The following is a 25,763-nucleotide window of genomic DNA, read 5'->3' on the forward strand; positions in this document are numbered from 1 at the left end:
GATAATGAGCGTCTAAATAAAGATATATTTCGTTCTGATTTTGATAAACTTAAACTCTTTACCAAAATGTTACGCACAAATAATCTTTTCAATAAGGCAGTGATTATTCATAAGTAGTTTATATGGACGTTTTGGATGAAGTATTACTGCGATTTTGGAGTTCTTTAAATAATCATGATGTAAAATATATTATGGTTGGTGGATTTGCTATTAGATTTCATGGTTTTAACCGAAGTACTGATGACCTGGATATTTGGTTGTACGATACCCTGGATAATAGAAAAAATCTCAGGGCTGCATTTAATGAATTAGATTATGGTGATTTTCCTTCTTTTGAAACGATGGAATTCGTACCTGGGCGGACAAGCATCTATATAGATAATGCAATCGAACTGGATATTATGACCTCTATGAAAGGACTAGAATCCCTTTCCCTTTTGGAATGTCTTGACCTCGCCTCTATTGCAGTCCTTGAAGCTATAAAAGTTCCTTTTTTGCATATCAATCAACTAATAGCTAATAAAAAAGCTGTAAACAGACCAAAAGATCAAATCGACGTAACTGAGCTGGGAAAAATCAGGGAATTAAGAGATCATAAATAATTATATTTCTTAACTGATATTACGCAATCAGGAAAATAGCATTTGCAGCTAAAGCGTATTAAAATAATTTTGATTAGAATTCAACAAAACTATATCAGCTGTCACTTCCCTCAAAAATGGCACGACCTCATACTCAAACCACGGATTTTTCTTTTGCCAGATCTTATTTCTCGGTGAAGGGTGTACAATTGGTAAGAACGCAGGCAGATAATTACTAAAATCCCTTACCCTTTCTGTTAATGTAGTACCCTTTATATCTCTCAAATAATAGTTTTGCGCATACTGGCCGATAAGTATGATCAATCTTACATCTTTCATTTCAGCCATTAAACGCTGATGCCATTTAGGTGCACACTCAGGACGAGGAGGAAGATCGCCTGAATTACCTTTGCCAGGATAACAAAACCCCATTGGAACTAAAGCAAACAGTTTATCATCATAGAATTGCTCCTTGCTCACCCCTAACCATCTTCTTAACTCATTTCCACTCTGATCATCCCATGGAATACCACTATTCTGAACTTTTTGTCCGGGGGCCTGCCCTATGATAACAATCTTGGATTCAACACTTGCCTGCACAATGGGCCTTGGAAAATTAGGCAATAGCCCCTTACAGATTATACAAGACCGGATCTCTTCTAAAAGCTCTTTCAATGGTTTAAAATTAAAGGATAAAAATAATAAGAATAAACCAAGGTTTGATGACATCAATCTTTATATTATTTTAGCGTAATGGACCCTATCTCCCTTACCAAATCACAAGCCCGTAAAATTATCCTTAACGCTGCCGGCCTCGCCAGGAAAGCACAATTCGGAGAGGGGATCGAGGCCGTTTACAAGGTAATCGACCATTTAGGTTTTGTACAGCTAGATACAAATTACGTCGTAGAACGTGCGCATCACCACGTAATGGCCGCACGCATACCAGACTATCAAACAGAATGGCTGGCTGAACTTTCCGAAGACGGGCGCATATTTGAATACTTCACTTCAGACGCAGGTTATATCCCCAGTCGCGATTTTAACTATTCATTGCCTGTTAAAGAAGCGTTTGCAAAGAATGGAAAAACAGCGACTCCCGCAGAAACCCGGATGATGAAAATAGCGCTTGACCGGGTAGAACGTGAAGGACCTTTGATGGTGAGCGATTTCGATGACGACAGAATAGAAGCAAGCACTGGCTGGTGGGACTGGCGGCCAGCTAAAGTAGCACTCGAACGCCTGTATCTGGAGGGCCAGCTCATGATCAGCCGCACCAAAGCCTTCCAGAAAGTATACAACCTGCCGCTCAACCTAATATCTCCGGAAACAGACCTGACTATGCCAGCAAACGAAGAATTTGCCAGGTACATTATCCGTCGTACACTTGGCGCATTGGGAATAGCATCTGTTAAAGAGTTAACATGGCGGGCAAGAAGGGTAAAAGGAAATAGCGTAAAAACTGAACTGGAGCAAATGGTTACAGAAGGCGAAGTACAAATAGTCAGGGTTGACGGACTAAAAAGCACACCGCTCTATATGTTATCGGATCAGGATCTGGATATTGAACTAGCTGAAGATGTCTTCATCCTCTCCCCTTTTGACATCCTTAACGTCTTCCGTCACCGCTTAAAGGATTTCTTTGATTTTGATTACCAGATTGAATGTTTTGTACCAGCCGCTAAGCGCAAATATGGTTATTTTTCACTGCCAATACTTTCTGGTGATGTTTTTATTGCACGGATGGATGCGAAAGCCGATCGCAAACAAAAAGTGCTGATCATCCACAATCTGCATTTTGAACCAATTGATCTCGATCAAATCACTATTGAAAAATTTATCCAGACATTAAAAGCCTTCATTTTATTTAACCAATGCAGGAATATTATCCTCAAGAAATCCAATAATGAAACTTATCTCAAAGCCATAAACAAAGGTTTTTTCGAATAGCTGAAACAAGCAGTCTTTGAGATTTTACCGGTTATTTCTCTGACAGCATAGGCATTTTGTGAATAAAATCCTCGCTATATAAATTATCAATAAAGAATTTTGCCAGCAATTTGCGGCTCATCTGGAAAGGCTTTGGTGTATGATCATAACTTACTGCTAACGTTCCAATCGTATCGTTTTCATTCAATCCCGCGGGCCTGGCAATAGTCCAGGTTGTTCCAGATGCCTGAATTAAGTCTTCCTGCGCATTATGATCGGCAAATATAACTTTGAAATTGGTGAGCCTGACCAATAGCTTCACATACCATGGCGTATATTTCCAGGAATTTCCCACACCAACAGAGGATAAAATTAATATACGTTTAACTCCATATTCATTCATCACCTGCACCACATTAGCCATGCTTTTTTCAAGCACACGCGGCGCATTTATTTTCCGGAAAGAAATCGCTTCCCCCCTGGTTAAAGGGCTTAACAAACTGAGAACAGCATCGCAGCCTTTCATAGCTTTGCGAATATCATCGATGTTTGCAGGAAGCCCTTCCACAATGGTTAATCCATCATGCTGAATAGCGATCTTTGACGGATTTCTAACCAAAGCAACCACCTGGTAACCCTTTTCCAATGCCAATGGTATCGCGTATTTACCAGTTCTGCCAGTAGCACCTAATATTAATATTTTTCTTGACATACGTTCAATTTCCCGATTTTTATGCTCTCATCCCACAACTTTGATGCGACACTTTTATCTAAATCTATTTTTTCCTTTATTGCCGGTTTTGCAACCTTTGGAAAGAAATAACCAGCATCCCTGGCATCAGTATCAGCCAGTGCAATCACATTCACAATGGCGCTTTCAATACTGTTTGCCAATATAGGTCCTAAAATAAGGAATACAAGCTTCATAACGCCCTTTACCTTTCTATCAATACCGGTTTTCACCATGCCTGCATTCACAACATTAATGGGTATTAAACTGCCATATCGTTTACTGAATTCCTGAGCATGCAGGTGAATGGCGAGCTGATTTCGTCCTATACTCTTAAACAATGAATAATTGGTCTTCATTTGTAAGTCCTCGAAATTGATAGTGGCACCTTTTCTAAGCGGACCACCAACAATAATTACTTTTCCCCGTCCACTTTTCAATTCGTCCACTAATAGATAATCCAGCATAAACTTACACAAGTAATTTACAGCAAAGCTCTCGTACAACCCATCTTTCGTCTCCTGTCTTTCAGAATTGAGTGTACCCGTGGCCTGAATTAATAGATCTATTTTATTGGTTAATTTCCTGATGGCTACCGCGAGGGCTTTTATTCCTTCGACGGAAGACACATCGGCGGCAATAAACCTTGCAGTAGTGCCATTAATTTTTGAAAGTTCCTCAGCGATCTTCTTATCCTTATCAGTATCACGCCCCTGGAAAATGATGTCATTCCCCTGCTTAGCCAGTGCTATGGCAATAGCATATCCAATGCCGCCAGTTCCACCAGTAATCACAATTGTTTTATTCATGCCATAAAGGTAGATCCTGCCCAGTGCGATGAATAGCCCGCACAGGTTAAATAATAGCCCGATCAGGTAATAAAGTTTGATGCGGCAAATAGCCAAACTGCCTTTTATAAGCCTGAGAAAACTTACTCAGATTGTTATAGCCTATTTTTAAGCCTACCTCTCCAATAGTAAATCTCCGCCCTTCTATCAAATTCCGCGCATACACTAACCGGTGATACTGATAAAATTCAAAAACAGGCATGCCGAAAACCGAATGGAACAGGGTTTTTAGTTTGGAAGCACTCATCCCAGCTTGTTTTGCTAAAACGTCAATAGTTGGATAATTCATGTTCTCTATATCAAGCAACTGTTCTCTTATCCTAAAAACAGCTTCGATGTCACTTTGATGTTTAAATGCAGATAAATTTGAATTAGCCTGCAGGTCAAAAGCCGAAAAAAGATGGCTAAGTGTATCATAAGCAATTGCCTTCATTCGTAAATTGAGCGGGCCCGAATCTATTTCAAGAGTAAACAGATTTAGTGCTGATTGCAAAATTGCTGGCTTAACATGCTCGAACTTAAAAAGCGGAAGCTCAAATAATTGCTTCTCCGAAAATATAGAATCAGCATGAAATGTTTTTTTGAGCCAATCCGCATGTATCACAAATGAAACTATCTTAAATCGTTGCCGGACCTTGAATAATGACTTTAATTTTATGTGAGAATTATACAGAAGAACACCTGGAGTTGAAATTTGATAATACTCGGAATCGTACCTTGCCAAAGTATCTAAATGGCACTCTGGCAGATATAACTTGATGAACAGGTAATCCGGGGGAATGTTTAATTCTAACTTCGAAAGAATAAGATTTGATTTAATCTCGGTTAAAACCATGATCAGGCCTTCTTCCAAAACAAACATTCTGATGGAGCCCTCATCCGCAGAACCGTTCAGGATTAAGCTGTTATTTTCAACAGTACCACCAACTTGCGCAGCAATGTCTCTCAAATATTGAACCGGATCAACCCCTTCAGCATAAATCATCATCAAAGGTACATTATTATTATAGCAGGAAAAAAAATCTGTAGTTTGTACAGATATAATCACTTAGCTTACAAAACTCCCGCACAAAAACTGCGGGAGTTTCCCTGATAAACAACCCCTGGCTTATTTATTTCAAAATGGTATCATAAATCCCATTCAAAAGATCCTGTCTCATTTTTGAATTCCTTTGGTCCAGCAGGATGATGATACCCCAATTTTTAATCCTATTGTAGCATATAATCGATGATTGTCCCATAGAATCGCCTGATTTTAAATAAATTGTATTTTTTTCATCTGTTCCAATACTTAGTCCTAATCCCATTTCTCTATTTTTATCTTTATAGAACATTTTTTCCGTAATTATCGACGCTTTTCCCACTGCAGTTTTTTCATTTAAGACGGCTTTTAAATACTTAACCATATCAGAAGCATTAGATTTTACTAATCCGGCAGGTGCTGTAACATTCCATTTAAAGAATTCCTGAATACCGCCTTCTGGATTATGAGCAGTTGTCCTGTTTTTTACGTTAAAGTCTTTCGTTAATGTATTGGACATCTTTAACGGTTTAATCATTTTCTCTCTGATAATTTCATCATAACTCTTGCCATACACTTTTTCCAGTATTTGTCCTAATAAAGTATAACCAATCGTAGAATAACGGTATTTCCCGTAATCTTTAAGTTCAGTACAATTATTGATTATAGCTGTCAGCGTTTCTATAGTCACATTGTCTACAGGCTGTTGCGGATTTAGTGCAATTAACTTTGCAAAATCTATATCAGGCAAACCGGATTGATGAGAAGCCAGGTCTGAAATCCTTATTTTGTTTTTAAGGTTTTCATGTAACACATACGCTTTTGGAAGGAAGCCGTCGATATAATCATCCGTTTTTAGTTTATGCTCAATAACAGCTTGCGCAATCAAATTTGAGGTTAAAATTTTAGTGATGGATGCAATTTCGAATATGGAATTTTTATCAATTTTAATTTGACTATCTGCATTCAAATTGCCATAAGCTGTATAGTATTCTTCATTATTTTTGATAAAACCAACGCTGATACCTACGTCAGGATTTTTTTTATAATTATCCTTTATTAACGAATCAATTCTTTGCGGAATGTCTTGTCCAAAAGAAACGTTGCTTACTAATAATAGCGCTGCTAAAAATTTTAATGAGGTTTTCATTGTACCGGGTTTTAGGTTAAAAATTATTTCGATACAAATATGTGGAAGGGATCAAGACTGTGCGACCGAGTAAAAGTAGTCGAACGCATTTGTTTCAAAAAATAAGTACGAGTAATTAAAAAGACAAGTACGAGTAATTACAAAACCCTTTTTTACAGTCTTTTACGATAAGCAGTAGGTGTATTACCAGTGTGTTTTTTAAAGGCCGTATTGAAAGAAGATTTGGAATTAAAACCAACCTCGTATAGAATTTCCAAAACAGTGACCTTACTTTTGGTAACATCCCTTAAAATATCCATAGCATTCTCTATACGATAGGTGTTCACGAAATCATAAAAATGCTGTTCTAATTTATGATTGATTAAAACTGATAAGTCCCGGACAGGAATTTTAAGATCTTTAGAGAGATCTTGAATCGTTAAAGAAGGATTAAGAAATGGCTTTTCTTCCATCATATACCTCTTTAATTTCAATAAGTCTTCAGTGTATTCTTTTTCACTTACAACTAACTGCGCACTATTTTTATCTTCGGAAACTATATGCGCTACAAGTTTTAATCTTGAATCGATATTTCTAAATAAGCCCGGATTATTTAATGCTTTATATAAATACCAAAAAACAATGATCAGTTCAAATAAGTAAAGTCCAATTTTTAACCATTCGGAAATGTTAGGGTATTCAGTAAACTTGAACACATTTTTTAACAACGCCACAAAATAAAAGACTGAAAGTGCCACAGTCAACTGAAATAACCAATTAAGCGACTCCATGCTTGCCCCTGCATAGTTTTCAAGATATATTTTTCTTGCTTTTCTTAATATCATGAAAGCCGCAATGAGGTACAATATAATTTGAATATGCACGAAAACATGATTGAATTGTATTTCCAGCATACTACTGCTTTTTTTAAGAAAACTAATTTTAGAAGCCAGGCTGACAGTATAAAAGCGGGGTAATAAGATTAGATTGGCTCCCAAAAAACCAATCACATGAATTAAATGTACTGGTTTTAGCCTGAAATTGGAATAGCAGACAGATAAAACGTATAAATAAAAAGTTGGCAGTTGTAAGAAAAAAGTTAAGCTTATAAAAACTCTTGCATTTAAAGGAATATCAAACAAGTAGCCTGGATTTGAGCTAAGATCAATCGCATTTAAAACCAGGAAAAAAGCAAAAAGACGATTACTTAATTTATGTTCTGTTTTGACTGTAACCAGAAAAAATGATAAAAATAATGAAATGAACATCGCTATTACAGCGATTATAACTGATAAATTAATTTTGTCCATTAATCATTTTTCATTGTTTGTTTTGAGGAATTATTTGTTCACCTAATATGGCTAATTTAACCAATTTTTACAATTATTATTTATAATCTAAAACCTCATGTCAGCTTACTCTTGCTGCCTGAAGTTCATCGGGCTCAATTTCCTCCTGCTTTTAAAAAAGTGCGATAAATGGCTTTCATCTGTAAAGCCAAATTCGCCGGCAATATGCTTCATACTTAACGAAGGGTCCTTCAGCCGCTTTTCAATCAGCTTGATGCGGTATTCACTAACATATGCCCGGTAGCTGATCTCAAATTTATTTCTAAAATAATCACTAAAATAGGTAACAGCAATATTAAAATGAGGGGCAATATGCTTGATCCTGATTAGTGAAGGATCATAAATATGCTGATGAATGTAAGAAATCAGTTCCTCCTTTCCAGGCTGACCATCATCAATACGGATACTCAATTTTGCTGCTGCCTCTCTGATCAATCCGAATATAGACAGGATCTGATAATAAACCAACGGTGATGAAGCTACGTCTTTCCGGCAATTATAATCTACAATATTTTCTATAATCTTCCGGAGAATAGAAACACAAGGCTCATCCATTTTCAATTTCACTTCTTTCAACAACTTATGGCTCATTATAGCTTCCGGAGTAGATAGGATCAACGCATCCGGTCTGTTCATCTTATGTCCGGCAAAGTAACTGTCCGTAAATTTGATGAAGGTAAAATGCGTACTTCTCTTAATTTCAAAATGATGGTGATCTTCTGGACTCAGGATAAACAAATCTCCTGTAGTATAAGGGATTTTATTACTATTCAAAAGGTGTATGCCTGAACCTTTACGGATGTACACAAGCTCATAGTAAGTATGGCTATGTGAAGGCAGGTGAAATACTTTCTCTTCAAAATCATGTATCACTAACTGATCAAACTGTGTCCTCTTCATAAATACCTGCAAAAATCAGGATAAATCTACAACAAAACACCAGATTTCTACAAATCAAACAAAATAGGTTTACCGAGCTTTGTAAGAGCACAGGGATTCATAGCGCTCAGAAAAAACAAAGTATCAATGCTGAAGGTTTATCAATAAGCACATAAAAGTATATACCAATGAAAAATATAATTACAACAGGGGTTTTATTGCTCAGCACAACCCTGCTGATGCCCTCCTTCAAAAGTGCAGATTTACCGGGTGATGGCGGCACTTTATTGAAAGACGTTACACTGATCGATGGAAACGGCGGCAAACCACAAGAACATGTAGACATTCTGATCCAGGGCGACAGCATAGCCTCAATAGGCAGCAAATTGAAGACTGCAGGACTGCACGTTATTGACCTTAAAGGTAAAACCATTATGCCAGCACTCATCAGTGCACATATGCACGCAGGTACGTTAAAAGGGACAAGCACTAAAGCAGCAAACTATACACGAGAGAATATTTTGGCGCAGCTGAAAAAGTATCAGGATTATGGGGTTAACAATGTTATGATCATGGGTACAGACAGGCCGCTGTTATTTGAAAGCGGTCTTCGTGACTCATCGCTTAACGGCTTATTACCTGGTGCGCGGATACATTCTGCTGGTTATGGATTCGGTGTTCCTAAAGGTGCACCACCCGTTGAATTTGGAATGGACAATGTATTTCGCCCTGCCTCAGCAGCACAGGTACCTGCCGAAATGGACAGTCTGTTAAAGGTAAAACCAGATTTGGTAAAGATGTGGGTAGACGATTTCGGTGGCAAATTCGCGAAGATGAAACCAGAAATCTATCAGCGGATAATCACTGAGGCACATCAGCGCAATTTGCGTGTAGCAGCACATGCTTATTATCTGAGTGATGCACGCAAGCTCGTTAATGATGGGCTGGATATTATTGGACATAGCATCAGAGACAGCGTAATCGATGATGGCTTAGTACAACAGATGAAAGCCAAAAATGTAGTTTACATCCCTACCCTGTCGCTGGATGAGTTTGCTTACATCTATGCACGTAAACCAGAATGGCTGAACGATCCTTTTTTCAGGAATTCACTGGAACCAGGCGTATATGAAATGATCACTTCAAAGAAATACCAGGACGACCTGAAAAACTCACCAGACTATGCTAAAAATGTAAAGGCTTTTGAAACAGCACTTAAAAACCTTAAAAAGCTCAATGATGCTGGTATTCTGATAGCTATGGGCACTGATAGTGGTGCCACTCCTGTAAGAGCACAGGGTTTTAGTGAACACCTGGAACTGGAACTGATGGTACAGGCCGGTTTAACTCCATTACAGGCCATTACTGCGGGTACCAGAAATGCCGCCAAAGTGTTAAAGATAGATCAGAAATTCGGTACTATAGCAAAGGGAAAAATAGCCGACTTGCTGATCATAGATGCCAATCCCGCTCAGGACATTAAAAATACCCGCAAAATTTTCGCCGTTTACAAAGCCGGAAAAGAGGTGAGCAAAGGACCATTAAAAAAATAATATATGCTTGATCTTATCAGACTGGACCATCTGCTGATTATCATACCGCCAGGCTCAAAGAAAGCAGCTAAAAAGTTTTATACACAAGTACTGCAACTTAAGGAAATACCTGGCGCACATCCCCGTGGAGCCATATGGTTTGAAATGGCAGACATACAATTACATCTCAGGGAGGAAGAAGGCCATAAAACCACCTCAGACCGGCATCCGGCTTTTGTGGTGCCTAAATTGCAGGCCGCTATCGAATTTCTGGAACGGCAGGGTATTCCAGTTAGCTATTCATCTGAAATAGATGGCAGAGCGCGCTGTTTCTTCCGTGATCCATGGGGTAACAGATATGAACTGATTGAGTACAAAGTATGAATTGATTAAATACAAAGGAAATGAACATAATGAAACATATTATCCGGGTATCTTTTTTACTCTTAAGTATAGTTCCATGCAGTAAGCTGATCGCACAGCAACAGCAGCCAGAAGTGATCGCAAGGATAAACCCTCCTGCACCAGATATGTCTGGTATTGCTGTAACTTCAGACAACAGAGTTTTTCTTGGTTTTCCGCGTCATGCCGACAACCATCAGTCATTTGCGCTGGCAGAATTAGTGAAGGGGAAGCCTGTCCCCTTCCCCGATGCGGCATATGTTTACCCATCAACCAAAGCTTTCAAAGAATGGCTGGTATCTCCACATGGCCTGTACATGGATAAAAATGATGTATTGTGGGTTTTAGATGATGGTAAGCGTGATGGAATAAAGGAAATACCAGAAGGTGCTGCCAAAGTGGTTGCTCTGGACAGCAGGACTAAAAAAATTCTCCATACGCTGGTGATCCCAAAGCCAGTACTTTCTGATGATGCCCATTACAATGACCTGCGGGTAGATTTATCACATGGCGCAAAAGGTACAGTATACATTGCAAATTCTGGTTTCGGAGAGCGTTATTCGCTGCTGATTATAGATGTTGCAACTGGTAAAACCAGGGAAGTTTTGCTCAATCATTACAGTACCTCTCCCGAACCAGGATTTATGGGCTTTTTAGAGGGGAAGCCTCTCACCTATAGTTTTAAAGAACAAACCTTTCCAAGTGGTGGTATTGATGGCTTAGCACTCAGCCCCGACAGCAAGACCTTGTACTGGACAGCAATTACCGGTCGCAAGATGTACAGTCTGCCCACAGAAACCTTAAGCAATCCTGCTACAAGTATACAGCAACTGAGTGATTCTGTAAAATATGAAGGCGAACATCCTGCCTGCGACGGACTGGCAGAAGATGAAAAGGGAAATATTTACTTTGGTGCTTTTGAGCAGCAAGCTCTTGTACAGCGGACAGCCGACGGCAAATTTCACTTGCTTGCGCACGACAAAGATAATTTTGTCTGGCCCGATGGTCTGGCTTATCGAAATGGTTACCTGTACGTAACCCTTGGACAGTGGAACCGCCTGCCCAGCTATAACAAAGGTAAAGATTTACGGAAACCGCCCTACCTGGTGGAACGTATTAAAGTAAACGCGAATTAATAGATCATATATTAAAAAAAGAAAAATGGAATACAGACAATTAGGCGCATCGGGATTACACGTACCAGTACTGAGTTTTGGAACAGCCACATTTGGTGGTGGCAATGATTTTTTCAAAGCCTGGGGAAGTACAGAAGCCGAAGAAGCAAAGAGACTAATCGATATTTGCCTGGAAGCAGGCGTAAACTTTTTTGATACCGCAGACATTTATTCAGATGGACTGGCAGAGGAGGTACTTGGAAAAGCTATAGCCGGTAAGCAAAGAGATAAGCTGATCCTTTCTACCAAATCAACCTTTACTTTTGGTGAAGGGCCTAACAACCAGGGTTCCTCCCGCTTACATATCTTAAAGCAAGTCGAGGGCAGCTTAAAACGCCTCGGTACCGACTATATTGATGTTTATCACATGCACGGTTTTGATGGTAACACGCCAGTGGAAGAAACACTGAGAACCCTGGACGACCTGGTACAGAGTGGTAAAATCCGTTATATTGCTGCCTCTAACTTCTCCGGCTGGCATTTGATGAAATCCCTTGCAGCCTCCGAGAAAAACAGCTGGAACCGTTATGTGGCTCACCAGGTTTATTACTCCCTGGCAAACCGCGAATATGAATGGGAACTGATGCCGCTTGGGCTTGATCAAAATGTGGGCGCTATTATCTGGTCACCTCTTTCTGCTGGTCGTTTAGGTGGTAAATATGGCCGTAACAAACCTATTCCAAAAGAAGGACGGGTAGCACAAGGCGGCAGCCCCGTTCCGGAAATGGTAGTCAAAGAAGACATATTTTACAATACAATTGATGCACTGGAAGAAATAGCTGAAGAAACAAATAAAACGGTAGCACAGGTAGCCCTGAACTGGTTATTGCAACGACCAACGGTATCCAGTATTATTATTGGTGCACGTAATGAAGAACAGCTGAAACAAAACCTGGAGGCTATTGGATGGAACCTTACCGCAGCTCAGGTGAAGAAACTGGATGAAGCCAGCACTGTACCTCCAACTTATCCATATTGGCATCAGTGGCAGAATAAGTCATTGAACCCTACACCAGATTTCTATGGCAAATTATAAAAACTGATTTTAACTGTTCCGCAATTTAAAATCAACAGCAGAAAGTAATTGTGAGGGTGTCCCGAAAACACCCTCACATTGTCACAATTGCCCCCGCATTCCCGCGTTTCGTTCGTTTAACTTTATGCCAATATTAAACCTAATGCAAATAAAATGAGAAAGATCAGGATCATGGAACATATCTCAATTGACGGCATAATCCAGCAGGAAAACGGCGAAGGTTTTGCGCATGGCGGATGGACACTACCTTACCGCACTCCAGCTGGCTTAGAGGCTGTTGTTGAAGCCCAGGGCAGCAACTTTGAGCTGCTGCTTGGCCGTCGCACCTACGATAGCTGGGCCGGATACTGGCCGAAGGCAGGAGATAGTCCGATAGCGAACAGTTTGAACGCCGCAAAGAAATACGTCGCGACCCATAGACCAGAAAGCATGGAATGGGGCCCTGTTCGCGACTTAGGCGCGGACATCATCACAGGTATTCGCAAAGTCAAAGCAACAGAAGGCCCCGATCTGATTATTTGGGGAAGCTCTACACTGACCACCGTATTGCTCGACAAAGGATTGGTTGATGAAGTTGTGCTGCTGGTCTACCCAGTTTTACTAGGTCAGGGAAAACGTTTTTTTTCAGCGAATGCCGACCCACGCGAACTCGCTTTCATCAGTTCCAAGGTTACCTCTACAGGTGTGCTCATCAATACTTACCGGCATGTTGGATCACTGCCTCAATCATCATCATAAGCAGCAGCATTAATATTTTTATAAAAAAAAGTCCCTGACGGGGGCTTCTTACAATCGCTGACGAATCTAATAGCGTCTGTATAATTTACCACGTAATGAACTTTAAACCATTATCAGTTGTTTAATTTACATGACCAAGCAACAAAAACCCTCCTACCTTAATTTTGAGAAAGAAAACTACCCCTGGAAAGCTAACATAGATTATCGGGAAAACCCAGAGGCTTACCGGGTGGGAAAAGGGGAACAAGGAGTATTGATCTGCGAACCCTATAAAACAGAAATACAAAGCCACTGGCGTTTTAAAACCTCTGAAATCGCTACCAAAAGCAGCGAGGAAATATTTAGAATTTTCCAGAATTACTTAAATAAAAACGATTTCGTAGGCGCAGACATGGCCAGGAAATTCCTGCAAATGGGCTACACCCGTGCCAGGCGCTATGCGAATTACAAAGGCGGAAAAAAATACGATAAGGAAAATAATTATGTCCAGCTTGAGCGGGGAACCGGGGAAATAGAAAAAGCAGCATCAGCTGCCATTTTTTACACTAAATGGAAAGCTGCTGAAGCCGATACCAATTATGCTAAAATGAAAACAGAGTGGAAAAAAGAGCGTGGTTAATATAATCTTTGCGGCCAAACCCCAAACTTTACGCCTATATTAAAATGATTATTGGTTTAAGACAATTAAAACAATCGCAGAACATTCAGGTTACTAAATACAAAATAGACCTGAGTGATTCTTTACAGTAACATAATCATATGGTATTTCCAGAAACGACTGTACGTGAAAAAGCCCGCCTGTTAAAGCGGGCCAATCCTTGTTTAAGGTAAAAACCAAATTAATTTACAACGTCATTCTCTAAAACTTTAATTAATTCTTTAGCAACAGGCCCGGCTGATAATGGGTTCTGACCTGTAATCAGTAGTCCATCGGTTTCCACGTGAGAGAAAAAAGGAACCAAAGCAGACTTAAAATCAGCTCCAAGCTCAATAAGTTTATCCTCTAGCTTATACGGGATATTGTCTGCTCTGCCAACCAAATGTTCTTCTGCATTGGTAAAGCCTGTCAGGCGTTTGCCAGCTAATAATCCAGGTACCAGCTCAGCTGCCTTAATCAAAGCCGCCGGGCCATGACAAACAGCAGCAACAGGTTTATGCGCATCAAAGAACTCCTTGATCAATCTTGCACTAGTCTCATCATAAGCTAAATCCCAGACTGGTCCATGACCACCAGGAAAAAATACCGCATCGAAATCAGCAGCGGATAATCCAACAAGCATATGTGTATGATTAAATGCGCTTTGGGCAAATTCATCCGCTGCAAACCTGCGGTTAGCACCAGTAATATGCTCTGTCAATTCACTCATCGTATCCACTGGTGGCTTTCCACCCAAAGGACTGGCTAAAGTGACCTGATAACCCTGGTCAATAAATTCATAATAAGGATCAGTAAACTCTCCAAGCCAAACGCCGGTTTTGCTATCAGTATTCTCCATCTGCTGATGGGAAGTCAGGATCATTAATATTCGCTTCATAAGTAATCTGTTTAGGCTTTCAGGTTAAATTTTATTTTTAAATGCCACTACACTGCCATTCGCGTCAACTCTCTTCTGCGCATTAGCTTTTCAATGAGTATTTTCAGCTTTTGATGATAATCTTCCCGAAGCCACTCTGTATAATTTTTAGTGACCTTACCCAGGCATTTTGCATATTGTCTGATCCTCCAGTCAATTTCTCTCTCCAATTCACTGATCAGTGCGATGGCACCAGGAATACAATCGCTATTGTCTGCACACATTAAAGCATGCTGCCTGATAGAATCACGAATAACAATTTTAGGTTTTAAACCATTTGCCAAGGCCTGCTGATGTGCTGACTGCACATCGAAAGAAATCTCAAAACTATTAGGAAATTTAGAACGCATTTCAGCAGGCATCTGGTGTGCCTGGTAACTGGTTTTTGCCGTTAAACTTTCATGATAAACCTCAGGGTTTTCAAAAACATGTTTCCAATCAACCTCAGCATTCCAGTGGCCAAAACGATCAGTATTATTGCCCAGATCTACAATCGTAAAAGTCTTCTTTTGAGGAAGACATCGCGATCCCCTGCCAATCATCTGGTGATAAAGTGTTAAAGAAGTGGTTGCCCTGTTCAGGATCACCGCCTGCACCGAAGGCTCATCAAAACCAGTAGTTAAAATGGAGACTGAAGTCAGGATGGCACCTTTGGTTTTTTTTAACCAGCGCAAAATCTCCTCCCTTTCTTCAGGCCTGGTCTTGTTGTCCAGATGCCTTATAGGATAACCAAGATTTGAAAAAACCTCCATAACCTTACGTGAGGTAAAAATTCCCGTATTAAAAATTAAAGTCTTTTTACCTTTGGCATGAGACTCATACGCGTGAACCAGCAGATCAAGCATCGCCGGGGAAGCATATAATTCATCAGAGGTACTCACTGTAAAATCGCCATTTAAGCCTGTTTTCAAGGTGTTCAGCTCTACATCATACCTGAAAGTCTTTGGCCTTGCCAAAAAACCCTGTTCAATAAGCGCCCCAATAGGAGCACCTAACACCAGCTCATCATAATTTTTATTCATCGGTAAATTAATATCTGAACTGAAGGGAGTAGCAGTTACACCAATAACCGAGGCATACTCAAACTTGCTGAGGAGTTTATGAAAAGAATTGTGGTGGGCCTCATCCACTATAACCAACCCTACACGTTTCACATCAATCAAACCATCCTTGATCCGGTTCTTTAATGTCTCCACCATCGCAACATAACAAGGATAATTATCTCCCCGGCCTATTTTTTTGAGCGCACTGTTCACCACTTTGTTGGATATGCCCGCTGTTTTCAAGACTGAAGAAGTTTGCCTGCATAGTTCTTTGCGATGCGTCAGCACGATCACTTTTTTCTGGTATTTCGCAATATATCTTCGGGCAATCTCTGAGAAGATTACAGTCTTTCCACCACCAGTAGGTAACTGGTATAGTAACCTGTGATTGCGCTCATGAGCTCCTAGTTTTTCAAATAATATGCTGATGTCATTTTCCTGGTAAGGATATAACTGTGGGCTGCGTTTTGACTGAGGGTTCATCATCACAATCCGAATTACTTAAGTTTTTTCAAAAGTTTTTCCACTTCAATGGCCGATGTTCCAGCTGACTTAACTGCTTGCTTTAATTGATCTGGCGTAACTTTAAATTTTTTAGACCAATATTCCAGTTCATAGCTTTCTTTGACATTGATTTTGTCTTTATCAGGACTTCCTGTTTTCTGTTTGTTATCCATAATGCAAGTTTTTTGGGGCTATAACATCTTTATTTTAAAGTTGTTTTTTAATTCTATTTGAAATGCCCTCCTCATAAAATGTATTTTTTGATACTGTCTTCAAGACTTTAGGAGAAATTAATGAAACATATAGCAAGGATAAGCTGTTTAGAATCTGGTGATCACCTAATACGATTAAAATTTACACTAAGACAGCTGTAATCTTCTCATTCGTATAATAAAATTGAAATAATGAAAGAAATATCCTCAAAATTTGGCAAAGTTTTAAATGCGTCCGCGTCTAAAGTAAATGTAGACCATGAGCCCGATTCCAGTAAAGAACAACAACGTAATACGCCACAAAAATCCATGCCTTTTGCAGATCAGATTGGAAATTATCAACGGAACATTGGCATTCCATTAAAATCTTATAAGAATAGTAAAGTTTACATTATAGGTAGTGGTATTGCTGGCATGGCAACGGCCTATTATCTTATTCGTGATGGGCAGGTCCCGGCCAAAAACATCACCTTTTTAGAACAACTGCATATTGATGGAGGATCTCTTGACGGTGCAGGAAATGCTAAAGAAGGGTATATTATCCGTGGTGGCAGGGAAATGGATATGACCTACGAAAACCTTTGGGATATGTTCCAGGATATTCCTGCTCTTGAAATGCCAGCTCCATATTCTGTGCTTGATGAATATCGCCTGATCAATGACAATGACCCAAACTATTCTAAAGCAAGGCTTATTCACCACCAAGGGGAAATTCAGGACTTTAGCAAATTTGGTTTGAATAAGTTAGATCAGCTGGCTATCATTAAACTGTTACTTAAGAAAAAGGAGGATCTGGACGACTTAACAATTGAAAATTATTTTAGCGAGTCCTTTTTAAGCAGTAATTTCTGGACATTCTGGCGGACCATGTTTGCCTTTGAAAACTGGCACAGTTTACTGGAATTAAAACTTTATATGCACCGCTTTCTGCACGCTATAGATGGGTTAAATGATTTTTCTTCTTTAGTTTTCCCAAAATACAATCAATACGACACCTTTGTAACGCCACTGCAGAACTACCTGAAAGACAAAGGTGTAAGCATCCAGTTTAACACACTCATTAATGATCTCGATATACAAATCAATACGGAAGGAAAAGTCGTAGCGGGAATTATCATGGAAAAAGATGGTAAAGAAGTGAAGCTTCCGGTAAGAGAGGAAGATTTTGTGATTGTAACTACCGGGTCTATGACTGAGGACACTTGTTATGGTGACAATAAAACCGCTCCTATCATAGCAATAGACAACCATACCAGCGGAAAAAGCGGAGGCTGGAAACTATGGAAGAACCTTGCTGCAAAATCAGAAGTTTTTGGAAAACCAGAAAAATTCTGCAGCAACATCGAAAAGTCGTCCTGGGAATCCGTGACTTTAACCTGTCGCCCGTCTGCACTCGTTGATAAATTAAAGGAATACTGCGTCAATGATCCATACTCCGGAAAGACAGCTACAGGAGGGATTGTTACCATTACAGATTCAAACTGGCTGATGAGTTTTACCTGTAACAGACAACCTCATTTTCCTGAACAGCCAGATGACATCCTGGTTCTTTGGGTATATGCACTGTTCATGGACAAGGAAGGAAATTATATTAAAAAACCGATGCCTGAATGTACAGGAGACGAAATCCTTGCCGAATTGTGTTATCATACAGGTATCATAGATCAGTTGGAAAATGTGGTCAAAAGTACTATTGTGCGCACTGCATTTATGCCTTATATCACCTCCATGTTTATGCCAAGAGCTAAAGGTGATCGTCCGCGTGTGGTTCCCGAAGGATGTAAAAACCTCGGATTGATCGGGCAGTTCGTCGAAACAAACAATGATGTCGTATTTACGATGGAAAGTTCTGTGAGGACAGCAAGAATCGCCGTTTATGAGCTGTTGAAACTGAATAAACAAGTACCGGACATTAACCCGCTGCAATATGATATTCGTCATTTGCTGAAGGCGGCAAAAGCACTCAATGACAATGAATCTTTTTTGGGCGAAGGTATATTGCGTAAAGTATTAAAAGGAACCTACTTTGAGCATATTTTGCCAGCTGGTCCTGAAGGAGATCAAGAACATGAATCTTTTATAACAGAACAAATGCACAAGTTTAAGGATTGGATAAAAGGTGTAAAAGACTAATAAACATCCTGATAAATTTCGGTGGGGATGTTACTATCCCCACCGAAATTAATGTTAAGCTTATTATTGCTGCGCATAGTACAGCTAACCGAAGAATTCGACCTTCCCATTGTCCACATCATAAACAGCTCCTATAATCTTAATGTCCTTCTGCTGCTCTAGTTCAGCAACAATCTGACTTTCATTCCTAATGCGTTCAATTGTTAACTCTACATTTAGTTTAGTGACATTATTTACAAATGAAGGATTTGAGCCATTTCTTTCCGTTTGAGTAGTTTTCTCGCATGCTATTGCCGGCATTACCTTCTCCAGTAATCCCGTAAGATTACCCATTTTCACCTCATTACAAGCTCCAACGATAGCACCACATTTAGTATGCCCAAGCACAATGACTATTTTAGTACCTACTACCTTAGTCGCAAATTCCATACTGCCTAAAATATCTTCATTCAGAATATTACCTGCAATGCGAATACTGAAAATATCACCAAGCCCCTGGTCGAAAATCAATTCTGCAGAAGTCCGGCTATCCATACAGCTTAAGATAGTAGCAAAAGGAAACTGTCCGTCAGAAGTCTCATTGACTTGTTGTAAAAGGTTCCGGTTTGCTTTCAAATTATTGACGAACCTCTCGTTTCCTTCTTTTAAAATTTCCAGTGCCAGATCAGGTGTTAAACTATTTTGTGTTTCTTTGGAATGGGTACGCATAATTAACGTTATCAAAGTTTATATAAAAAAAATGACACTAAAGTCATCAGTTGACAAGCGCTAATATAATAAATCATCATTTATAAAGTTCCCGGATAACCAAATCAAGGTCCATCGAACTTTGAACAATCATCTTCACGGCATCCTGCATATCATCAATCTCGTCAGCCGCCTGGATTAATTTTCCAAGCCCCACTAAATTTGCAACATGCCGTCTTACCAAATGAGAGTGACTCATCTTTACTTCTTGAAGTTCTCCGCTAATTTTCATCAGTTCTGTGATGTCATGGCCAATACAATAAATCCCGGCAGGTGAACCTTCCTCATCACATGGCCTTATACTCCCAGCGGGTAATTATAAAGCCACCATGACCATCATATTTACGAAGAGTTGCAGGAAAAACTGAATCTGGATAGCTAAAGGCCATTTGAGAAACAACCTGACATGTTTGCTGATCATCAGGATGCATTGTCACAGCATAGTGCCTGCCTACAAGATCCCCGTGGATAGGTTTGAAAATATCTGCATAACGTTTATTTACATAAGTGTAATTGGAACTCATGTTTACCGCTATAAGATAGTAGGTCCCTGAATTTCCCAGTAAATCTTTAACTGCTTCAAATTGTTGCTTTCCGGTCATGGTATGAAAATAAAAAATCTGCAGTAATTGTTTATTTTATTTTTGATTCAAATCTCCAGCCCGGCTGCTCAAAAATGCTGGCAATTGCCGCACAAGTCAATGGTCAGCTATGATCTTTAGTCCACTATCAATTACTTTCAAGGCATGTTGCCTAAGTCCCTGATCACCTTTGGTCATCGTACCTAATAACAACTTCTTTTTCTTCAGATATACTTTTGCATGCTTTTGATCAAACTTTAAAACCCAATCCATATTATAAAGCAGATCGCAATATTTAACGGTCTGGGCTGCCGGGCTCATCTTGATCAGACGTTGCGCTTCAAGCTCTTTTCGTTCCGACTTGCTCAGCTCAGGATAAGCAGCAGCAGTAAAAACATCCGTAAGCTCATTTACACAGTATACGATTGAATTGGCATCACTCAAAGTATAGCCAAAGCCAACCAAAGCCTCGTTCAACTGCTCTGCACTTGTATTTGTATCTTCCAGCAGGTCATGACAAAGACCAATCTCATAGCCAAATGCAACCGCAGGTTTTGCCATTTCAGCTACAGCAATCAAATGATTAAAATAGGGCTTTCCGGTACGCCTGATTAATTGACCGGCATGCCTGGATGCTACCCAATCCGATAATTTTTCAGCAGCTATCATTTGAGCTTATCAAGCTTAAGATAACCTAAATGGATAATATCCTTTTCCTGTCCGGCTGCCGGGGTAACCGATAGATGATACTTATCTTTAAACTCATCTGCAAGTATATCCTCTATCTTATAAATATCATCTACATCTATTCCGTATTTTTCATCAATATGGGAACCAGCACCTTTAACTTTATTCTGCTTAAAAAAAACAGTTTTCTTGGCCTCTTGGATTGCCTGCGTACGTTCCTCGTGAACACTCAATACAGTATAGTGCTGTTCTTCCAGAATATCAGCCTGATAACCTCCAAGATTAATAAAGAAAAGCTTCCTGGACGAAAGTACAGAAGCCTCCTCTTTTAAAACAACCTTAACCTGGTAACCATCTACCAGGGTTATCTCCCGCCAGCCATCTAAATGAATACTATTTCCAGCTTCCGGCCAGAATGAACGGATTGCAGGTACCAGCTCCTTTAAATTATAACCGATACCGAAAAAGAAATCGTGCTGTTCTACATTTCTTCTGGGGGCTTTCGAGCCTAATAAAATCATGAATAATTTAAGTTCTCCGGATATTTCTTCGCTCATTTTTATGCTAGTAATTGTTTAATAATTGCAGCCGAAGCTGCCTCACTGAAATCCAGACCAGAATAGTCAGGATTGTAGCCACCGATGTAAGGTACAGCCATCATATAAATACGATCATTAAGTGCACCATACGCATCAACTACCTGGAAATGATCATTAATGGTAATTCCTGAAACTTTCAAATAATAGTCTCCATTTTGATCCAGTGTGACCTCTTTACCATTCGCCAATGCTTTTTTACCTTCTTCCAAAGACCGGAACCTGATTTTGGCAGGGCTGACTGTCCTTCCGCTCAATAAACTTTTAAAAGGGAGATCCTCAAAAGCCAGGTGAGGCTGACCTACACAATCAACATAAGTATTAAAATATACGGCTTGGTCCTGACCAGACTCGTCCGTATAATGGTATGTTGCCCCCCCCTTGTCGTTGGCCTCGATTTCACTCTCATCCCCTACCGGGATAAGTTCCAGCACACCTGCCTCATACATCGCTAAAATTTCTTCACTGGAACTTTGAGGGATATAGGCAATCACAATGGAAATTAAAGGAGTCAGGGATTTGTGTAAACGCTGCATATCTTCTGCAGACAAATATTTGGCCGGATAATTCAAAGCAAAACTTAATACCCCAAGCATTTCCTTCCAATAAACTGACTTTTTCCTTAAAATAGATTTCTCAGCTTCAGCATATTCAGCTTTCAACAACTGAAAAGGATTTAGCCGCTCTCTCAAATCCATCATTGCGCTGACGAATTCTTCCAGCTCCATATTTTTTATCTTTTCATAAAACTCAGGTTCCTTTGCTTGTATTGGCAACTTGAAATCTCTTTCAAATATGTAGTCCAATGATAAAAACCCGTCATTTGACGCGATATGCGCAGCTAACTCTTCCTCAGTTAACAGAGAATCATTAGTTAAATGCGAATCTTCCAGATGAAATCTGACCGCAGGCAGCATTCCATTCCGCGTATGCAATACCAGTTTAAAATTTGGGCTCTGATCCAGCAATTGATAAAAAAGATTGCCGTTACTATCCTTATCAAAAGTCCCATTATAACGCGCAAGCGTCCTGATGGCATCAACTGCAGTTAACGACGACCCCTTGATCGCCACAGGATGATCAAGTTGTAATGCAAGTTTGACGGGTGGATAGGGCGAATCGAAATATCCCGGCACCTTACCCTCATGCCTGTGTGGCCAGTTATGACCTGTGCAAATAATCACGTGGTCAAATTTAAATTGCTCCTTATTGTTTATTTCTACAACAACCCGCTGTTGATCCGGATAATCAATAATATCAGTAACTATACTTTTATAATATACCTGGTAATCAATTCCATTGTCGCTGGCCATTTTTTGCAGCAGCGCAAACTGGGCAGTTAAGTATTGACCGAAAAGCAGTCGTGGAAGAACTTTATATTCATTGAAACGCGATGGATCAATATGAAATTTATCAAGGGTATCTTTAGGAACCGATTTGATCCAGTCGGCAAGTGAAGTGACCAGCTGAGGGATTTCATTACTTGACACATTAGTAATATGCTCATCATTAGCTCCTTCCGGGCTATAGGGCATCCCTACGCCTAACTTGTTCTTTCTTTCGAATATCTTGATCACCAGGTCCGTTCTGCCCGATTCCACCAATCGTTTGAACATGAATAATCCGCTCGGGCCACCACCGAGAATAGCTATATGTTTATCGTTTTCCAATTTTTTTACAGGCTTAAATAAAGATTATAGCATCAACACGATTTGCCAGCAAATGTTTTATTAGAAATTATTTCAGCTACAAAACAAATTATGATCTTTTCCTGTTTTTTTACGATAATTGCCTGTTTTTATTCCAAAGTATTGCCAGTTTTTATTCCAAAGTTATGATCAATCCCTCTAAAATACCTGTACCTGATGAACATAAGCTTGCTGCAAATGAGGAGCGTTTTAGCGCGTTGGTCACTGCCACCTCTGATGTCATTTATAGCCTGAGTGCCGACTGGAAGGTGATGCACGAACTTGACGGACGCGGTTTTTTGAAAGACTCCTACGAACCCACCACTGATTGGATGTCTGACAATGTCTATCCACAGGATATGGAAAAGGTAAAAGTGGCTATAGCAGATGCCATCAAAGAAAAGAAAATATTCCAATTGGAGCACAGGGTAGTAAGAGCCGATGGTACAACTGGATGGACATTTTCAAGAGCAGTCCCTATATTGGACGATCAAGGTGAAATCCAGGAGTGGTTCGGTACAGCTAGCGATATTACTGACTATAAAAATGCTGAAGAAGCTTTGAGAGTATCAAGGGTACAATCCGACCAGCAAAAAAGAGTGTATGAAACAATTACCTCCTGCACACCTGATTTAATGTACGTTTTTGACCTTGATTATCGCTTCACCTATGCCAATAGCGCACTCCTTTCCATGTGGGGTAAAACCTGGGACAATGCAATCGGCAAAGGACTATTGGAAAACGGATACGAACCGTGGCATGCCACAATGCACGAAAACGAAATCGATCAGATAAAAAGGACTAAACAACCCATTCGTGGTGAAGTATCTTTCCCACACGCCACTTTAGGAAAACGGGTTTATGATTATATTTTAACGCCTGTACTTAATGAACAAGGCGATGTAGAGGCTATTGCTGGTACCACCCGTGATGTTACAGAGCGTAAACAATGGGAAGAATCACTGGCAAAAAATTCGAAGGAATTACGGACTATCAATGAAAAGATGGCCTCTACCAATGAGGAGCTCGCTGCCACCAATGAAGAACTTGCTGCTTCCAATGAAGAATTGACTGCAATGAATGAAGAGCTGGCCTTTGTCAATCACGAACTGGTCATTGCCCAGCGAAAGATTGAAGAAGGGCAAGTGGCCTTTCGTTTAGCAGTTAATGCCGCTAAATTTGGCACCTGGTTTATCCATTCGGTTACGCGCGAATTAATTTCTGATGATCGCTTAAAAGAGTTATTTGGATATTATCCCGGGCAATCCCTTTCCATTGAACAGCTATTAGCACAGGTTACAGAAGAATATCGTGATGAGGTAGCCGCAAAAATGGAGAATGCTATTTATAATAACGATGATTATGATGTCATCTATCCGGTGATTGGGCTGAATGACAATCGATTGCGATGGGTCAGGGCTATTGGCAATTTAAAAGTAGATCCTTCCGGCTCATTTTCTGCTTTTACCGGTTTAATGATGGATATAACAGAGCAATACCTGGCAGCTGCAGAAATTAAACGTGCGGAAGAGAGCCTTCGCATTGCGATTGATGCTGCCGGATTGGGTACTTTTTACATCAATGCTACAGACCGTATTTTTATTACCTCACAAAAGTTAAAAGGTTTTTTTGGTTTCTTACCAGAGGAAGAAATCCCTTACGCCACTGCAATCAATCAGATCCATCCTGATTACCGCCAGGAAGTTGCTGACCTTGTGGAATCAGCTTTTAATAAAGGTACCAGGTTTGACATGGAATACCCGATTATTGGTTACCATGATGGCAAGGTCCGCTGGGTACGCGGAATAGGTGAAATGCAGCACAGTGAAGGAAAGGACTACTTTACAGGTGTACTTCACGAGATTACAGAGAAAAAGCAAGATGAAATCCGCAAAAATGACTTCATAGGAATGGTCAGCCACGAACTTAAAACACCACTCACTTCCATGAAAGGCTACATCCAGCTTTTGCTGATTAAGCTAAGAAAACAGGAAGATGATTTCATGGTAAGTGCATTGGAAAAAGCAAATGCACAAGTCACAAAAATGACCGGCATGATTAATGGATTTCTAAATATTTCCAGGCTTGAATCAGGTAAGATACATATTGATCGCCAGCACTTTGACCTCGCCATGCTGATTAAAGAATCTGAAGAGGAGTCTTTAGCCACCATTTTAAGCCACACTATAATATTTGAACCAGTTGAAACCACTTTTGTGAGTGCTGACAGGGATAAAATTGGACAAGTGATCCATAACCTGATCAGCAATGCGGTGAAGTACTCCGTCCAGGGCAGCATCATCGATGTTTCCTGTGTCACAGTTGAGGGCATTGCAAAAGTCAGCGTTAAAGATCAGGGAATGGGTATTAAACCTGAAGATCTTTCAAAAATATTTGACAGGTATTACCGTGTTGAAGGTAGTCATATGTACTCAATCTCTGGTTTTGGGATCGGACTATATTTATGTTCGGAAATCATCAACCGGCACCACGGAGAAATATGGGCAGAAAGTGAGTTCGGCGAAGGCTCCACATTCAGCTTTAGCCTGCCGCTGCCAACTTCATCAGAAGTAGAAAATGATAAAATGTAAAAACTTTCTGCAAGCGGAACTTGTAGTTATTATAATTAAAATTTATAAATTAATTAAA

Annotated in this window: 26 protein-coding genes; 10 read left to right on the forward strand and 16 right to left on the reverse strand. The window is 39.9% G+C overall.

Annotated elements, in window-relative coordinates:
• Positions 1 to 122 precede the first annotated feature (122 nt).
• On the forward strand, positions 123 to 602 hold the full coding sequence (locus LY11_RS21450; RefSeq protein ID WP_111635680.1) for a hypothetical protein: 480 nt from the start codon (positions 123 to 125) through the stop codon (positions 600 to 602).
• A gap of 48 nt (positions 603 to 650) precedes the next feature.
• Here the strand turns inward: LY11_RS21450 and LY11_RS21455 are convergent, their stop codons facing one another.
• Positions 651 to 1,310, reverse strand: coding sequence for a uracil-DNA glycosylase family protein (locus tag LY11_RS21455; protein WP_245952854.1), 660 nt, complete (start codon positions 1,308 to 1,310; stop codon positions 651 to 653).
• A gap of 24 nt (positions 1,311 to 1,334) precedes the next feature.
• On the opposite strand from LY11_RS21455, the gene LY11_RS21460 reads away from it, so the two are divergent.
• Positions 1,335 to 2,531 (forward strand): winged helix-turn-helix domain-containing protein, encoded by a 1,197-nt coding sequence (locus tag LY11_RS21460; protein WP_111635681.1) that lies wholly within the window; start codon positions 1,335 to 1,337, stop codon positions 2,529 to 2,531.
• A 31-nt stretch (positions 2,532 to 2,562) separates the two neighbouring features.
• Here the strand turns inward: LY11_RS21460 and LY11_RS21465 are convergent, their stop codons facing one another.
• From LY11_RS21465 to LY11_RS21490, 6 genes are all read right to left on the reverse strand, one after another.
• Positions 2,563 to 3,222, reverse strand: a complete 660-nt coding sequence (locus tag LY11_RS21465; protein ID WP_111635682.1) for an NAD(P)-dependent oxidoreductase — start codon at positions 3,220 to 3,222, stop codon at positions 2,563 to 2,565.
• Positions 3,204 to 4,145, reverse strand: a complete 942-nt coding sequence (locus tag LY11_RS21470; protein WP_146610888.1) for an SDR family NAD(P)-dependent oxidoreductase — start codon at positions 4,143 to 4,145, stop codon at positions 3,204 to 3,206. Before LY11_RS21470 ends, LY11_RS21465 begins: the two co-directional genes overlap by 19 nt.
• The gene (locus LY11_RS21475; protein ID WP_146610889.1) at positions 4,096 to 5,076 is read right to left on the reverse strand and encodes a helix-turn-helix domain-containing protein; all 981 of its coding nucleotides are present in this window, start codon (positions 5,074 to 5,076) and stop codon (positions 4,096 to 4,098) included. Before LY11_RS21475 ends, LY11_RS21470 begins: the two co-directional genes overlap by 50 nt.
• Positions 5,077 to 5,200: 124 nt before the next feature.
• Complete coding sequence (locus LY11_RS21480) at positions 5,201 to 6,259, reverse strand: serine hydrolase domain-containing protein (protein WP_111635685.1); 1,059 nt, start codon at positions 6,257 to 6,259, stop codon at positions 5,201 to 5,203.
• Between the two features lie 152 nt (positions 6,260 to 6,411).
• On the reverse strand, positions 6,412 to 7,548 hold the full coding sequence (locus tag LY11_RS21485; protein WP_170132743.1) for a helix-turn-helix domain-containing protein: 1,137 nt from the start codon (positions 7,546 to 7,548) through the stop codon (positions 6,412 to 6,414).
• A gap of 105 nt (positions 7,549 to 7,653) precedes the next feature.
• Positions 7,654 to 8,487 (reverse strand): helix-turn-helix domain-containing protein, encoded by an 834-nt coding sequence (locus LY11_RS21490; RefSeq protein ID WP_111635687.1) that lies wholly within the window; start codon positions 8,485 to 8,487, stop codon positions 7,654 to 7,656.
• A 167-nt stretch (positions 8,488 to 8,654) separates the two neighbouring features.
• Between LY11_RS21490 and LY11_RS21495 the strand changes: the two genes are divergently transcribed.
• The 6 genes from LY11_RS21495 to LY11_RS21520 all read left to right on the forward strand — a co-directional run bounded on the left by LY11_RS21495 (position 8,655) and on the right by LY11_RS21520 (position 13,968).
• Complete coding sequence (locus LY11_RS21495) at positions 8,655 to 10,019, forward strand: amidohydrolase family protein (RefSeq protein WP_111635688.1); 1,365 nt, start codon at positions 8,655 to 8,657, stop codon at positions 10,017 to 10,019.
• Between the two features lie 3 nt (positions 10,020 to 10,022).
• Positions 10,023 to 10,382 carry a VOC family protein gene (locus LY11_RS21500; protein ID WP_111635689.1) on the forward strand — a complete coding sequence of 120 codons (360 nt, stop codon included), beginning with the start codon at positions 10,023 to 10,025 and terminating at the stop codon, positions 10,380 to 10,382.
• A 20-nt stretch (positions 10,383 to 10,402) separates the two neighbouring features.
• Positions 10,403 to 11,536 carry an L-dopachrome tautomerase-related protein gene (locus tag LY11_RS21505; protein ID WP_111635690.1) on the forward strand — a complete coding sequence of 378 codons (1,134 nt, stop codon included), beginning with the start codon at positions 10,403 to 10,405 and terminating at the stop codon, positions 11,534 to 11,536.
• Positions 11,537 to 11,561: 25 nt separating this feature from the next.
• Positions 11,562 to 12,611, forward strand: coding sequence for an aldo/keto reductase (locus LY11_RS21510; protein WP_111635691.1), 1,050 nt, complete (start codon positions 11,562 to 11,564; stop codon positions 12,609 to 12,611).
• 153 nt (positions 12,612 to 12,764) lie between these two features.
• On the forward strand, positions 12,765 to 13,349 hold the full coding sequence (locus LY11_RS21515; RefSeq protein WP_111635692.1) for a dihydrofolate reductase family protein: 585 nt from the start codon (positions 12,765 to 12,767) through the stop codon (positions 13,347 to 13,349).
• Between the two features lie 130 nt (positions 13,350 to 13,479).
• The gene (locus tag LY11_RS21520) at positions 13,480 to 13,968 is read left to right on the forward strand and encodes a DUF4385 domain-containing protein (protein WP_111635693.1); all 489 of its coding nucleotides are present in this window, start codon (positions 13,480 to 13,482) and stop codon (positions 13,966 to 13,968) included.
• A gap of 220 nt (positions 13,969 to 14,188) precedes the next feature.
• Here the strand turns inward: LY11_RS21520 and LY11_RS21525 are convergent, their stop codons facing one another.
• Genes LY11_RS21525 through LY11_RS21535 form a run of 3 tightly spaced genes read right to left on the reverse strand, consistent with a single transcriptional unit; the run spans position 14,189 to position 16,643 of the window.
• Positions 14,189 to 14,884, reverse strand: a complete 696-nt coding sequence (locus tag LY11_RS21525) for a type 1 glutamine amidotransferase domain-containing protein (RefSeq protein WP_211321623.1) — start codon at positions 14,882 to 14,884, stop codon at positions 14,189 to 14,191.
• Positions 14,885 to 14,931: 47 nt separating this feature from the next.
• The gene (locus tag LY11_RS21530) at positions 14,932 to 16,452 is read right to left on the reverse strand and encodes a DEAD/DEAH box helicase (protein WP_111635695.1); all 1,521 of its coding nucleotides are present in this window, start codon (positions 16,450 to 16,452) and stop codon (positions 14,932 to 14,934) included.
• An 11-nt stretch (positions 16,453 to 16,463) separates the two neighbouring features.
• On the reverse strand, positions 16,464 to 16,643 hold the full coding sequence (locus LY11_RS21535; RefSeq protein WP_211321624.1) for a DUF3606 domain-containing protein: 180 nt from the start codon (positions 16,641 to 16,643) through the stop codon (positions 16,464 to 16,466).
• Positions 16,644 to 16,874: 231 nt separating this feature from the next.
• On the opposite strand from LY11_RS21535, the gene LY11_RS21540 reads away from it, so the two are divergent.
• Positions 16,875 to 18,815 (forward strand): oleate hydratase, encoded by a 1,941-nt coding sequence (locus LY11_RS21540; RefSeq protein WP_111635697.1) that lies wholly within the window; start codon positions 16,875 to 16,877, stop codon positions 18,813 to 18,815.
• A gap of 84 nt (positions 18,816 to 18,899) precedes the next feature.
• Here the strand turns inward: LY11_RS21540 and LY11_RS21545 are convergent, their stop codons facing one another.
• The 6 genes from LY11_RS21545 to LY11_RS21570 all read right to left on the reverse strand — a co-directional run bounded on the left by LY11_RS21545 (position 18,900) and on the right by LY11_RS21570 (position 23,096).
• Complete coding sequence (locus tag LY11_RS21545) at positions 18,900 to 19,523, reverse strand: carbonic anhydrase family protein (protein ID WP_111635698.1); 624 nt, start codon at positions 19,521 to 19,523, stop codon at positions 18,900 to 18,902.
• Between the two features lie 76 nt (positions 19,524 to 19,599).
• The gene (locus LY11_RS26775; RefSeq protein WP_170132744.1) at positions 19,600 to 19,761 is read right to left on the reverse strand and encodes a hypothetical protein; all 162 of its coding nucleotides are present in this window, start codon (positions 19,759 to 19,761) and stop codon (positions 19,600 to 19,602) included.
• 88 nt (positions 19,762 to 19,849) lie between these two features.
• Positions 19,850 to 20,164 (reverse strand): hypothetical protein, encoded by a 315-nt coding sequence (locus tag LY11_RS21555; protein WP_111635700.1) that lies wholly within the window; start codon positions 20,162 to 20,164, stop codon positions 19,850 to 19,852.
• A gap of 96 nt (positions 20,165 to 20,260) precedes the next feature.
• Positions 20,261 to 20,812, reverse strand: coding sequence for a hypothetical protein (locus LY11_RS21560; RefSeq protein WP_111635701.1), 552 nt, complete (start codon positions 20,810 to 20,812; stop codon positions 20,261 to 20,263).
• Positions 20,809 to 21,387, reverse strand: coding sequence for a DUF1543 domain-containing protein (locus tag LY11_RS21565; protein ID WP_111635702.1), 579 nt, complete (start codon positions 21,385 to 21,387; stop codon positions 20,809 to 20,811). Before LY11_RS21565 ends, LY11_RS21560 begins: the two co-directional genes overlap by 4 nt.
• Before the next feature lie 2 nt (positions 21,388 to 21,389).
• Positions 21,390 to 23,096, reverse strand: a complete 1,707-nt coding sequence (locus LY11_RS21570) for an FAD/NAD(P)-binding protein (protein WP_111635703.1) — start codon at positions 23,094 to 23,096, stop codon at positions 21,390 to 21,392.
• A gap of 164 nt (positions 23,097 to 23,260) precedes the next feature.
• Between LY11_RS21570 and LY11_RS21575 the strand changes: the two genes are divergently transcribed.
• On the forward strand, positions 23,261 to 25,705 hold the full coding sequence (locus LY11_RS21575) for a PAS domain S-box protein (protein WP_111635704.1): 2,445 nt from the start codon (positions 23,261 to 23,263) through the stop codon (positions 25,703 to 25,705).
• Positions 25,706 to 25,763 lie beyond the last annotated feature (58 nt).

Source organism: Pedobacter cryoconitis (genome assembly GCF_003259615.1).
GTDB classification, from domain to species: domain Bacteria; phylum Bacteroidota; class Bacteroidia; order Sphingobacteriales; family Sphingobacteriaceae; genus Pedobacter; species Pedobacter cryoconitis.